Genomic DNA, 12,721 nt, shown 5'->3' on the forward strand with positions numbered 1-12,721 from the left:
TTCATGAATGCTAGGCTGCCAGTGGGTCAATACTATCGAGTAATTTCTGGCTCAGTTTTTCACCGTCAAAAGCATGGGTTTGCTGCCCTTGTGCCAACTGATGTGAAGACAATGTTAGCCTATGAGCGGTAATGGCCACGAAGACGGCCTGTACATCTTCGGGAGTAACATATGATTTTCCGGAAACAAACGCCCAAGCTTTGGCACCTTGTAGTATCGCTCTACTCGCTCGTGGCGATAGGGGGTTAGGGTAATCATTACTTTCTCGACTTTCACTCACCAATCTTAGAATGTAATGAATAATGGCATCGCTGGTATGAATAGTGGCTACCTCTCGTTGCATCTCGCGCAAATTCTCCTCATTTAGTATTTGTGCAAGCGGTGCTGATGCATCCTGTTGCAATAGCATGGCTTTTTCTGCTTCCCACGCTGGATAGCCCAAAGAGATACGCATAAAGAAACGGTCGAGTTGGGACTCTGGCAAGGGATAAGTGCCCGATTGATAGCTTGGGTTTTGTGTAGCAATAACAAAAAATGGAGAGGGTAGCGCGTGGGTTACACCATCTATACTTACTTGTCGCTCTTCCATCGCTTCTAACAGGGCGCTTTGTGTTTTGGGGCTGGCTCTGTTTAGCTCGTCCGCTAACACCACTTGGCTAAAAATAGGGCCGTGTCTAAACGAAAAGCGCTTTGCCTCGTCTTGTTCATTACTATGAAAAATGTTTACGCCCAACATATCTGATGGGAGTAAGTCAGAAGTAAATTGAATGCGAGAATATTGTAGGCCAAAAACTTGGGAAAGCGCATGAGAAAGGGTGGTTTTACCCATTCCTGGTAAGTCTTCAATTAATAAGTGGCCATTGGCAAGTAAACAAGTTATTGCGAGTTTTAATTGGTGATCTTTACCAATAATTTTCTGACTAAGAGCCCGCTGTACGTTAATGATATCTTGGCGCATATGATTGTCACTTAAGTTTAAAGTTACTCTGTCACACTACGTATTAAACAGTGAGAAAGCGATTAAGGCTTTTCTAAGGATGTTGCGCAATGATGTTTAAGTTCATGTCTGAGTTCATGTTCTAGCTTACATGTTTAGCGAACGGTAACGAGTGCCGACAATGCGGTGTTTCGAAGGTCACTACTTCTTAATAATAGCAACGATAGTGAAAGGCTTTCTATTGAATTACCTGTTAAATTTTATACGCAGGTATATCAGCGACTTGATGGTTCGTTGCGTTGTTTCTTCTATGTTCTTAATGTTGTTAAGGCGACGTCTATTTTTGAAAAAGTAAAAACGGCTTACATGGACTATATCGACAGTAAATACGACGGAACGGGAAGCAGTAAAACGTCACTTTCTTATCTTATTAGCATAGATTCCCGCAAAACATCTGTTATTAAGTGCTGCGTAGTTTATCTGTGTTGTCTATAATGGTGCCTCTTAAAAAGGAAGTAGTTATGAAAAGCATTGAAATAGATGACGATTTATATGCCTTCATCGCCAGCCAAACGAAGCATATTGGTGAGAGTGCATCACAAATTTTAAGACGTTTACTTTTGCCTGAAGACGGTGCCGTGTCCCATGGTGTCCAGCATGGTGGGGCTTCATCTACATCTGTAAAAACAAGCGAACTAAAAAGTACAGACGTTGTAGAAACCGCAGATAACGCAAGTGAGTCAACACCCGAAGTTGAAACTCAAGAAGCGACTAAAGTACAAACCAAAGCGCCTACTAAAGCGACAGCCAGTTCAGCAGTTAAAGCTGAGCCAAAGGCTGCAGCGAAGAAAGCTTCAGCTAAAGCAACGGCAGCAAAAGCGCCTGCGAACTCAAGGGCAGCTAAAAAGGTTTCGGAAGTTTCTTCAGTAACGCCAGCAACAGAAGCTCACTCGAAAAGAGACATTCTTGAAGCGGTGTCAAAAGATGCATTAGGCACATTTACCAAGCGCGTTGATCAATTCCTGTTTGTTTTAAGTGCAGCGCACAAGCTTAATGCAGAAAACTTTACTCGTGTTGAAAGTATAAAAGGTAAAAACCGTACGTACTTTGCGACAAGTAAGGCGGCATTGTTGGAAAACGGCAGCAGTACTAATCCTAAAGCTATCCCTGATAGCCCGTTCTGGGTGGTAACAAATAACAATACTGCCAAGAAAACGAATATGCTGGAACAAGTTTTGCGTAACTTAGGCTATCAACCCGATGTTATTGAAACCGTGATTGCGCGTTTCTCTTCAGAAGGTAAATAGCAAGCCAAGGTATAGAACAACGAAACTTCTAAATAAGGATTTTTTTCATGGCATTACATCCGCAGGCTGGACAGCATGCAGCAAAAGAGCAACTCATTAACGTAGCGCAGTTAGTGAGCCAGTATTACAGCTATAAACCGGATATGAATGACCCGGGTCAAGCGGTCTCTTTTGGCACGTCAGGTCACAGAGGTACAGCTTCCAACGCTACGTTTACCGATACCCACATCAGTGCAATTTGCCAAGCATTGGTAGAGTATCGTAAACAAGAAGGTATCGACGGTCCGCTGTTCGTTGGTAAAGATACCCACGCGTTATCTGAGCCTGCCATGATTACCGCTATCGAAGTTTTGTGTGCAAACGGTGTCAATGTTGTGGTGCAGCGCGCAGACAATGAAAGCATGGGCTATACGCCGACACCTGTTATTTCACGTACTATTATTCGCTACAATCGCGCAGGTAACACCGACAAGGCAGATGGTATCGTCATTACGCCTTCTCATAACCCTCCTTCAGACGGTGGATTTAAGTACAACCCGCCTCACGGTGGGCCTGCCGATAGTAATGTAACCAAACAAATTCAAGAACGCGCGAATGAACTAATTGCCGATGGCAATAAAAACGTTAAGCGCATTGATATTCGTCAAGCTACCGCGCGCAAATTGGTTCGTGAAGAAGACTTCATGGAACCTTACATTGAAGACCTTGCAAGCGTTATCGACATGGAAGCGATTGCAAAAGCTAACTTGAAGTTAGGTACTGACCCATTAGGTGGTGCAGGCATAGGTTATTGGTCGCGAATTGCAGATAAATATGGCTTGGACATTACCGTTGTTAACGACGCGGTTGACCCACAGTTTGGTTTTATGCGCCGCGACAAAGACGGTAAGCTTCGCATGGATTGTTCGTCTGCCTATGCGATGGCAGGGCTTATCGAGCTGAAAGATAACTTTGACTTAGCTTGGGGCAATGATCCTGACTTCGATCGTCACGGTATTGTGTGCAAAAGCGCGGGCCTAATGAACCCAAACCATTATTTGGCCGTGGCTATTAACTACCTTTATACCCACCGTCCAGAATGGCCTAGCGATCTAAATATCGGTAAAACACTGGTGTCTAGCAGTATGATTGACCGCGTAGCCAACAGTTTAGGTAAACCTTTGGCTGAAATGCCGGTAGGCTTTAAATGGTTTGTTGATGGTTTATCAAACAGCACTATTGGTTTTGCGGGTGAAGAAAGTGCTGGTGGAATTTTCCTTGAACGCAATGGAAGCACGTGGGCGACAGACAAAGACGGCTTTATTCTTTGTTTGCTGGCAGCTGAAATCCTAGCCATCACAGGCAAAGATCCTGGCGAGCACTACAAAGCGCTAACGGAAAAATTTGCAGCGCCGGTTTACAGCCGTGTTGACGTGGCAGCAACCCTTGAACAAAAGCAAAAGCTTTCGGCGATGGATGCATCTGTCGTCACTAGCGATACGTTGGCGGGCGAGCCTATCACTGCCGTTCAAACCCATGCGCCAGGTAATAACGCGGCAATTGGTGGCGTTAAAGTATCGACAGAAAATGGCTGGTTCGCAGCGCGTCCTTCTGGCACCGAACAAATTTATAAAATCTATGCGGAAAGCTTTAACGGTGAAAGCCACTTACAGGATCTAATTGCTGAAGCCGAAGCCTTAGTCGGAAAAATAATTAAATAAGTGCAAAAATAAATCACTTTAAATTCCTTTTTGTAAATTAATTGTTAAAAATCGCATGAGTGCATACGAATTCATGCGATTTTTTGTTATTTTAACAAAATTATTACAACATAATCGTTTAAGCGCTGCTATATTGCTGTCATATTCTGAAGTTATTCTGTAATTAAATTACGTTTTCGGTGTGTAAACACCGCTTCTACTTAAGAGTGAGACGCAAAATGAACGCAAAAGCGACCAAGACGCAACCCTCTCCAGTGATCGATAAGGCTGCATTCAAAGCAGCGGTTATTAAACACTTACACTGCACGCTAGGCACCGACGAAAACAAAGCAAACAATCACGCTTGGTGGAAAGCAACGTGCGCTGCAATTCAAGAACAAGTACTTGAAGGGTTGCGCAAAACCCAGAAAAGTCATTACCTGAACGACACCCGCGCCGTTCATTACTTTTCTGCTGAATTCCTAATGGGCCGTTTGCTTTCAAACAACCTGCAAAACTTTGGCTTATTCGATGTGGCTAGTGGCGCGTTGAAAGAGCTAGGTGTTGAAATTTCAGACATTCTTGAAGAAGAGCCTGATATGGCGCTAGGTAATGGTGGCCTTGGCCGACTAGCGGCTTGCTTCATCGACTCACTGGCGACAATGGAATTACCTGCAATAGGTTATGGTATTCATTACGAGCACGGTTTGTTCCGCCAAGAAATTAAAAGCGGTGCGCAAATCGAGCGTCCAGATAGCTGGCGTGACTACGGTAATCCATGGGAAATTTGCCGTCCAGAATCTATTCAAGAAGTATCGCTTTACGGCTATGTAGAGACTAAATACGGCGACAACGGACGAGTGCTAAAAGAATGGCACCCTGGCTCAATTGTTAAAGGTGTGCCGTGGGACATTCCGGTTGTAGGCTACGAAGGTAAAACCGTAAACGTATTGCGGTTGTGGCAGTCAGAAGCGTCTGACTACTTCAATTGGGACGTGTTCAATGCGGGTGGTTATGTTGATGCACAACGTGAAAATGTATCAGCTGAAACTATTTCAAAAGTACTTTATCCAAACGATGAGACCGAAGCGGGTAAAGAGCTTCGCCTTATTCAGCAGTACTTCTTCTGCTCGTGCTCGCTTAAAGACATTATCCGTCGTTACAAGCGTGCTCATGGTGACGATTGGAGCCGTTTCGCCGATCAGGTTGTTATTCAGCTAAACGACACGCACCCAGCTATTTCTATACCAGAGCTAATGCGCATTCTTGTTGACCGCGCAGAGCTTGGCTGGGATGAAGCGTGGGGGATTTGTACAAAAGTATTTGCATATACCAACCACACCTTGCTGCCAGAGGCACTTGAAAAGTGGCCTGCGCGCATGATTGAGAAGATCCTTCCTCGTCATCTAGAAATCATTTATGAAATTAACCACCGCTTTATGGCAGAGGTTGATAAGAAGTGGCCTGGCGACAATGCCATGAAAGCTAAGCTTTCAATCATTGAAGAAGGTAACGAGAAGATGGTTCGTATGGGCCACCTGTCGGTAATCGGTTCATTTGCCGTTAACGGTGTGGCAGAAATGCACTCTCGTCTTGTTAAGTCGTCTCTGTTCCCAGAGTTCGATGAACTGTATCCAGGTAAGCTAACTAACGTAACCAACGGTATTACACCACGCCGCTGGTTGAAAGCGTGTAACCCAGCGCTGTCTAAGCTAATCGATAAAAAGATTGGTGAAGACTGGCCGCGCGACTTAGACAAACTGCAAGGGTTAGCTAAATTTGCGAGCAATAAAACGTTTCAGAAGCAGTTCATGAAAGTGAAGCTTGAGAACAAAGAGTTGCTAGCAGAGGAAATTCGCAAGTCACTTGATATAGAAGTAGACGTTAACGCCATTTTCGATGTGCAGATTAAGCGTTTGCACGAGTATAAGCGTCAACACTTAGCGCTTCTGAATATTATGGCGCTGTACCGTCGTATTCTAGAAAACCCTGATTACGATATGCACCCGCGTGTATTTGTGTTTGGTGCTAAAGCGGCACCGGGCTACAAGCTTGCGAAAGATATTATCTTCGCTATTAACAAGGTAGCGGATAAGATCAACAACGATCCGCGCGTAAATAACAAGATTAAAGTAGCATTCTTACCAAACTACCGTGTATCACTCGCTGAAAAAATGATTCCAGCGGCAGACGTATCTGAGCAAATCAGTACGGCAGGTAAAGAGGCATCAGGAACCGGTAATATGAAGCTTGCGCTGAACGGTGCGGTAACTATTGGTACACTTGATGGTGCAAACGTTGAAATTGCTGAAGAAGTGGGCGATGACAACATCTTTATCTTCGGACTTACAGTAGAAGAAGTGAACGAGCTTAAAGCGAATGGCTATAACCCACATGACTACTACTATAAAGATCCAGAAATTAAAGCTGTGCTGGATTGGTTAGAAACGGATTACTTTACGCCAGGTAAACCAGGTGCATTGGTGTCAATTAAGCAAAGCTTACTTGATAACGGTGACCCGTACATGGTGCTTGCAGATTTCCGTGCTTATTCTGATGCACAAATTGCAGTTGATGCTGCATACCGCGACAAAGAGCGTTGGGCAGAAATGGCCATCATCAATACAGCGAAGATGGGTAAATTTACCTCAGATCGTTCAATTCGTGACTACGTAGAACGCGTTTGGAAACTTTCACCGTGTAAGATTGAAAGCTAATCGCAGAACCGTAAAGAAATAGCCCGGCAGTGGTACACTCGCCGGGTTTTTTATTACCCTCTAAATACTTCTTCATTGTTTCGTATCGGGTTCAAAATACGGCACAGTTTGTTCTTAACGTCACCAGAAATAAGTACTACAGCCATGTTTTTTGTCCAATATTAGGCTAATGTTGTACAAAAGTATAAGACGGTATACAAAATAATACGTTACTGTCGTTGCGCCTTTCGTAGCGCCATGGTTTTATATAACTAGTTGTTTTTAGTACCTCGAAGCGTAAAGCTCAAGGAAAACATCATGAGCCAACACACATCACTGGCAACCATTCCCAATCGCTATGCGTTTATCGATAGCATTTCGAAGCAAGCGTCTCGCAGTGCTTCTATTTCATTGATGCTGGTCGATGTAGTGCGTTTTTCTGATGTGACAACCAGTCTGGGCATTCATGTAGGCGATCGCTTTTTACTTGAAATAGCCAACCGCATCCAACTCCTATTTGGAACTGCGGTATCGATTGGCCGTATCAGTGGTGATGTTTTTGGCATCGTTTTTCCTAATGAAAGTAATGAAACCGTAATGCGACAAATGTTCGAACGCTTAGTCGAGCATTTCAAAACGCCTATGCATTATGATGGTACGGCTTTTATTGCAGACTTTAACGTAGGTGTGGTGTGCAGTATTAAGAATGACTTTGATATCACTTCCTTTGTTTCCCGAGCGGAAACGGCTTTAAAACAAGCAAAAGAAAACAAATACGAAAATTACTTCGCGTTGACTAAGTCAGACAAAACCGACACGGGCAGAAGTTTGGCGCTAAAAGCAGATTTAAAACGTGCATTAGCACAAAATGAACTCGAGCTTTACTATCAACCAAAAGTCGATCTGACAACGCTAGAAGTAGTGGGGGCTGAGTGCTTACTTCGCTGGAATCACCCTCTTGATGGCGTCTTATTTCCAGGTCCGCTAATCGAAGCGGCCGAGTCGTATAATATGATGAGCGAACTGGGCTACTGGACGCTTGAGCAAGCCTTTAGGGCGCTCTCGGAATTGGACCTAATGAAGCGGTCTTTAATGCTGTCTGTGAATATTTCTCCCACACAGTTGTACGACAACCAGTTAGTCCCAACACTGACGATGCTGAGTCGTACGTATTCAATGCCGCTTTCGTTAATCGAGTTGGAGCTTACCGAGGACGTGGCGCTGTCTAATTCATTAATGGTGAAAAAGCAGTTAGATGAGCTGCGAAGCTTAGGCGTATCTATTTCTGTAGATGATTTTGGTAAAGGGTATTCAAATCTTGCTTATATTCGAGATCTGGATTTGGATGCGCTGAAAATCGATAAGTCCTTTGTGATGGAACTTGAAGCTCACCCTGTTAATCGCGCCATTATCGAAGCGGCGAAAGTGATAGGGCATGCAAAAGAGTGCTGTGTAGTCGCCGAGGGCGTAGAAACCGTAGAGCAGCTTCACATACTCAGAGAAATAGGGGTGACACAAGGGCAGGGATACCTGTTCTCTCGCGCCATTCCATTCGATGATTTCGTACAGCTTACCCAACAAGAGATAATTATCGGCAACTCGCCTAGACGCGCTCAAGCGTAGTATCTGAAAGTGCGGCAATCTGTAGTTCCGTTGTTCAATGCTTACAGCTACTGGGAATTAAACAGTGAGATAACGTGATTTTGAAGGCCTGTCTGGGTACACTGGAAGCATTCGAGATTAGACAACGTAGACAAAGCTCACACTTATGCAAGAACTTATCGAAAGCGGCCAATTTTTAACACTTTCTCGCCGTAATTCCGCATTATTTGAACGCTCTCATCAATTTACATTAGCTAATGGTACGCTCGTCCATATTACCGCACCTGGCATTATCAGTTTTTCAGTACAGCCAACCTCTAAGCCTAATAAACGCATTGTTTTATCGTGTGGTGTGCACGGTAATGAAACCGCACCTATCGAAATCTGTGATGATTTGGTTAAGGGGATCCTTACAGGGAACATAACGCTGGCACATGATGTTTTGTTCTTATTTGGCAACCTGCCAGCGATGGATATTGCAGAGCGTTTCGTTGAAGAGAACATGAACCGCTTGTTTAGCGGTGCACACTCGAAGGGCGAAGGTTTAGTGAACGCAGAGCGCGTTCGTGCTAAACAGCTCGAAGATGCTGTGGCGTCTTTCTTCGAAGCGGGTGAGGGCACCCGATATCACTACGACCTACACACAGCAATTCGCGCCTCTAAAAATGAAAAGTTTGCGGTATATCCTTATCTTCATGACAGAATACACAGCAAAGGGCAGCTGGCATTTCTTGCCGCGTGTGGTGTGAAAACCATATTACTGTCGGAAAGCTCGACAACCACCTTTAGCTATTTCTCGTCATATCAATACAACGCGCACGCGTTTACGGTTGAACTTGGCAAGGTGCGTCCATTCGGGCAAAACGATATGCGTCGATTTGAAGATGCGAAACAAGCGATAACGCAGTTAATTACTCAAACCGAGTACGCGCCTACGGTTGATATGGATGACCTTGATATTTATCGCGTGAACCAAGTTATAAACCGAAACGAAGAACAGTTTACGCTTCATTTCGATGACGATACGCCAAACTTCACTGACTACCCTAAAGGCACGGTATTGGCTTCTGAACCGGGTAAAGAGTACATAGCAGAGCAGGACGGCGAAGCCATTGTTTTCCCGAATGCAAAAGTGGCCATTGGACAACGCGCCTTATTAACCGTTGTGCCTACTACGTTGGATAAGCTAGATGTTTAATCTTGATAGCCGTTTACACAATGATACATTTTTTGTCTGTGATCTCTCGCTGTGTCGTGTACTGTTAATGAACGATAGTCAGTTTCCGTGGCTTATTTTAGTGCCGATGAAAAATGATATTGCGGAAATTATCGATTTGTCAGAAGAAGAGCAGATTACTTTACTTAAAGAGTCTGCATTGGCATCAAAAGCCATGCAGTCCTTGTTTTCACCGCTTAAACTTAACGTGGCAGCACTAGGCAATGTGGTAAGGCAGCTTCATGTTCATCACGTCGCACGTTTTGAAAATGATTGTGCGTGGCCAAAACCTGTGTGGGGCAACCAGCCAGCAGTGGCGTATAACACAAACGATGCTCAGGCACTTGTTAAGTCTGTTAAGCAGTGGTTCGAAAACAACAGCTAGAGGGCGCACGCCCTTAATAGCGCAAAATAAACAGTTCACATTAAAAGGAGTTATGCATGATAGTTTCAACTACCCCAACGCTTGAAGGGCATAAAATTGAAGCTTATTACGGTATTGTTGTGGGCGAGGCCGTGATGGGCGCAAACGTATTTAAAGATCTTTTCGCCTCTATTCGCGATATCGTTGGCGGCCGTTCTGGGTCGTATGAAGAAGAGTTAACCACCGCACGTAAGTTAGCGTTTACTGAGCTTGAGCATGAAGCCAGAAGCATGGGCGCAAATGCTGTGGTTGGCATCGATTTAGACTATCAAGTGATTGGCGATAAAGGCAGTATGCTTATGGTGAGCATTAGCGGTACCGCAGTGAAAACAACCCCTTTATAAGATTATGAAGGGCGTATGCTTTGGTGAATTAACGTTTATCAATTAAGTGCCGATTAAAATAGCGATAAGCAAAAAGCGACACAATCCAATTAAAAAAGGGCAGCGTAAGCGTTTCAAAAAGCTTTGCTGCCCTTTTCTATCTGTAAGACTAGGCTTTATTTGGCCGTATTTTCTATTGCTTGCTCTTCAACAGCATCAGCATCAATGGCAATCGTATCTACGATCACTGCGCATGCTGCATCACCCGTAATATTTAGCGCTGTGCGGATCATGTCGAAAATTCTGTCCAAGGCAAATAGCAGGGGTAAACCTTCAATGGGAATGCCGGCAGCAAGCAACACCGCAACGACCAAGAATGATGGCCCAGGAACGCCCGCTTGACCAACCGCGCCAAGGGTAGACGTTAGGATGATGGCAACATATGCACCCATTGATAAATCTATATTGAAAAGCTGCGCAAAAAACACCGCTACCAAGCCATAATAAATGGCATTTCCGCTCATGTTGATGGTGGCGCCTAACGGCAGTACAAAAGATGCCGTTGCGTTTCTTACACCTAGCTCATTCTCTACTGTATTCATAGTAACCGGCAGTGTCGCCATGGATGACGCGGTTGAAAGAGCAACCGCCTGAGGCTTTTTCATGGCGACGAGAAATGATTTAGCCGACGTTTTTGTAAAAAGCTGGACCAAAAGGGGGTAAACCACAAAACCAAACACTAAAATTGCCGCAGTAAACACCAAGAAGAGTTTGAATACCACCATGAGCGCGGCAAAACCAAATGTTCCTACGGCCTCTGCCATTAAACCAAATACGCCGATAGGCGCGATTTTCATCACACAGTTGATCATCCACACCATGGCATCAACGATAGTGTTCACGCCATTTAAAATAGGCTCGCGGTTCTTTTTAGGTTGTTTGGAAAGGGCGAGGCCAAAGAATAAGCAAAACACCAGAATTTGAAGAATGTTCGCGTTGGTTAACGAGGCAAATACGTTAGTGGGGATCATACCCGTAACGGTAGCCCAAAATGAAGGTAACTCACCTTTAGAGGCGTATTCACCAGAGAACATACCTTCCACCGCTGAAACGTCGATACCTATTCCTGGCTTAAACACTTCACCCATAATGAGGGCCAGTGTTACGGCAAGTGCTGACGTTAACGCAAAATAAGCAAGGGTAGATAGCCCCACTTTTCCTGCATTAGTGCTGTTGCCAAGCCCCGCAGCGCCAGAGATAAGCGCCACTGCCACCAGTGGAATTACCAGCATTTTAATTAAATTGATAAAAATGGCACCCAGTGGTGCGAACATTTCAGCGCTTTCACCCATAAAGGCACCAACTGCGGTACCAATAATCATGGCAATGACAACTTGTACGCCGATATTGCCCAGTAAGGATTGTTTTTTAGACACGTCTAGAACCTCTTAGAGTGTGTTTAAATGCGAAAAGTGATTTGTGAATGAATAATTGAGAGCCCTAATACTGATGTGCCTGCGTCGGCACAAACAATGGGTACAAGCTTTTGATTATAAAAGCCTCTAATTATAAAAGCTTTACTTAGGCTTCGATTAAAATGCCGCGACAGACTCTATCAGAATAGGGTTATTTCATTGGGGTGTTGCTGTCTTTATCTTGGTCTTTAACGGATGTATTCGCGCTTTCACTGTCCTTGTTTGAATCGTCGTCACTATCATCATAAGGTTTAGAAGGTGTCGGAAATTTAAATCTAGCACTGTATTTAAGCAGCGTGATATTCCCAATCACAACGCCCAACACTAAAACAATAATGATAATGACCCAGGTAGTACTCATAAAAATTCCGTAGGCTACAGCCCTTTGTTCAATACGTAGCGATTATACAAGCTAGGTAGCTGTGGCAAAATACATGTTTTGCCTTCTATATCGCTTTGTTCGATGGCTTTCGTAAAGCCATCTAAGTGCCTGGCATTTTCGAAAGCACACGCTGTGTTTCGAAAGCTTAAATGCCATGGCTCTACTGCGACGCCACCCCTATTAACAGAAAAAGGACGATAAAAGCCAAACTGTTCCATATTGTCAGCTAGCCAACATGAAAGGGCATGGCACGGTCCGCCAGAAAGGTATTCGCTTTCGACAAGATTAAACTTGCCCCCCCAGTTATGCACGGCAGCTCTGTCGTACACATCGATGTCAGTGCCCCAGTGGTGGCGACTGCCGCCGGGAAGTGCTGACCATGTCAAAATAGCATGAAGCTTTTCATTATCGCTTAGTGCCTCGAATGGCAGTTCATCACCGTTGGTATCAAGAAGCTGTGCTTGACCTGCCCATTTGCGGTTAAAAATGGCAGTTTGTCTGTCAAAATCACGAAAGCTACTGACCAACTGTAAGTCTATACCGTCTTTTTGCGCAGCATCTTGCATGGCAAGAAACGGCGATATCACGTCGCGATGCAGTCTATGGCCGTTGCCAGCATCAACGAGATAGTCGTTGTGCTGGCCTAACCACGCTTTTTCTGGCACTTGATTCATAACCAT

Annotated in this window: 11 protein-coding genes; 7 read left to right on the top strand and 4 right to left on the bottom strand. The window is 44.5% G+C overall.

Annotated elements, in window-relative coordinates; translation table 11 throughout:
* Positions 1 to 10 precede the first annotated feature (10 nt).
* Positions 11 to 958: an AAA family ATPase gene (locus tag AC0J2X_RS13835; RefSeq protein WP_101564052.1), complete on the bottom strand. Its 948-nt coding sequence runs from the start codon at positions 956 to 958 to the stop codon at positions 11 to 13.
* Positions 959 to 1,458: 500 nt separating this feature from the next.
* Here AC0J2X_RS13835 and AC0J2X_RS13840 point away from each other — a divergent pair, with 500 nt between their 5' ends.
* From AC0J2X_RS13840 to AC0J2X_RS13870, 7 genes are all read left to right on the top strand, one after another.
* Entirely contained in the window at positions 1,459 to 2,244 is a 786-nt protein-coding gene (locus AC0J2X_RS13840; protein WP_342325918.1) for a SeqA protein, read from the top strand.
* 47 nt (positions 2,245 to 2,291) lie between these two features.
* On the top strand, positions 2,292 to 3,944 hold the full coding sequence (pgm, locus tag AC0J2X_RS13845) for a phosphoglucomutase (alpha-D-glucose-1,6-bisphosphate-dependent) (protein ID WP_342325917.1): 1,653 nt from the start codon (positions 2,292 to 2,294) through the stop codon (positions 3,942 to 3,944).
* Between the two features lie 218 nt (positions 3,945 to 4,162).
* Positions 4,163 to 6,640 (top strand): glycogen/starch/alpha-glucan phosphorylase, encoded by a 2,478-nt coding sequence (locus tag AC0J2X_RS13850; protein WP_014949036.1) that lies wholly within the window; start codon positions 4,163 to 4,165, stop codon positions 6,638 to 6,640.
* 297 nt (positions 6,641 to 6,937) lie between these two features.
* Positions 6,938 to 8,242 carry a putative bifunctional diguanylate cyclase/phosphodiesterase gene (locus AC0J2X_RS13855; protein ID WP_156086201.1) on the top strand — a complete coding sequence of 435 codons (1,305 nt, stop codon included), beginning with the start codon at positions 6,938 to 6,940 and terminating at the stop codon, positions 8,240 to 8,242.
* Between the two features lie 145 nt (positions 8,243 to 8,387).
* Positions 8,388 to 9,419 (top strand): succinylglutamate desuccinylase, encoded by a 1,032-nt coding sequence (astE, locus tag AC0J2X_RS13860; protein ID WP_156086202.1) that lies wholly within the window; start codon positions 8,388 to 8,390, stop codon positions 9,417 to 9,419.
* A complete protein-coding gene (locus AC0J2X_RS13865) occupies positions 9,412 to 9,822 on the top strand; it encodes an HIT domain-containing protein (RefSeq protein ID WP_156086203.1) in 411 nt (136 codons plus the stop codon). The genes astE and AC0J2X_RS13865 overlap by 8 nt, the downstream gene beginning before the upstream one ends.
* 56 nt (positions 9,823 to 9,878) lie before the next feature.
* A complete protein-coding gene (locus AC0J2X_RS13870; protein WP_014949040.1) occupies positions 9,879 to 10,205 on the top strand; it encodes a heavy metal-binding domain-containing protein in 327 nt (108 codons plus the stop codon).
* 155 nt (positions 10,206 to 10,360) lie between these two features.
* Here AC0J2X_RS13870 and AC0J2X_RS13875 read toward each other — a convergent pair whose 3' ends face one another.
* The 3 genes from AC0J2X_RS13875 to AC0J2X_RS13885 all read right to left on the bottom strand — a co-directional run bounded on the left by AC0J2X_RS13875 (position 10,361) and on the right by AC0J2X_RS13885 (position 12,721).
* The gene (locus tag AC0J2X_RS13875; RefSeq protein ID WP_081333974.1) at positions 10,361 to 11,620 is read right to left on the bottom strand and encodes a dicarboxylate/amino acid:cation symporter; all 1,260 of its coding nucleotides are present in this window, start codon (positions 11,618 to 11,620) and stop codon (positions 10,361 to 10,363) included.
* 190 nt (positions 11,621 to 11,810) lie between these two features.
* Positions 11,811 to 12,020, bottom strand: a complete 210-nt coding sequence (locus tag AC0J2X_RS13880; protein WP_014949042.1) for a DUF2897 family protein — start codon at positions 12,018 to 12,020, stop codon at positions 11,811 to 11,813.
* 14 nt (positions 12,021 to 12,034) lie between these two features.
* Entirely contained in the window at positions 12,035 to 12,721 is a 687-nt protein-coding gene (locus tag AC0J2X_RS13885) for a M15 family metallopeptidase (protein ID WP_348671095.1), read from the bottom strand.

The sequence above is a fragment of the Alteromonas sp. R7 genome (genome assembly GCF_055755235.1).

What these genes read in the sequence shown, in the direction of transcription:
- pgm (WP_342325917.1), top strand. Translation starts at nt 2,292, where the DNA reads ATGGCATTACATCCGCAGGCTGGACAGCATGCAGCAAAAGAGCAACTC.
- AC0J2X_RS13870 (WP_014949040.1), top strand. Translation starts at nt 9,879, where the DNA reads ATGATAGTTTCAACTACCCCAACGCTTGAAGGGCATAAAATTGAAGCT.
- AC0J2X_RS13885 (WP_348671095.1), bottom strand. Translation starts at nt 12,721, where the DNA reads ATGGTTATGAATCAAGTGCCAGAAAAAGCGTGGTTAGGCCAGCACAAC.
- AC0J2X_RS13865 (WP_156086203.1), top strand. Translation starts at nt 9,412, where the DNA reads ATGTTTAATCTTGATAGCCGTTTACACAATGATACATTTTTTGTCTGT.
- AC0J2X_RS13835 (WP_101564052.1), bottom strand. Translation starts at nt 958, where the DNA reads ATGCGCCAAGATATCATTAACGTACAGCGGGCTCTTAGTCAGAAAATT.
- AC0J2X_RS13840 (WP_342325918.1), top strand. Translation starts at nt 1,459, where the DNA reads ATGAAAAGCATTGAAATAGATGACGATTTATATGCCTTCATCGCCAGC.
- AC0J2X_RS13880 (WP_014949042.1), bottom strand. Translation starts at nt 12,020, where the DNA reads ATGAGTACTACCTGGGTCATTATCATTATTGTTTTAGTGTTGGGCGTT.
- astE (WP_156086202.1), top strand. Translation starts at nt 8,388, where the DNA reads ATGCAAGAACTTATCGAAAGCGGCCAATTTTTAACACTTTCTCGCCGT.
- AC0J2X_RS13855 (WP_156086201.1), top strand. Translation starts at nt 6,938, where the DNA reads ATGAGCCAACACACATCACTGGCAACCATTCCCAATCGCTATGCGTTT.
- AC0J2X_RS13850 (WP_014949036.1), top strand. Translation starts at nt 4,163, where the DNA reads ATGAACGCAAAAGCGACCAAGACGCAACCCTCTCCAGTGATCGATAAG.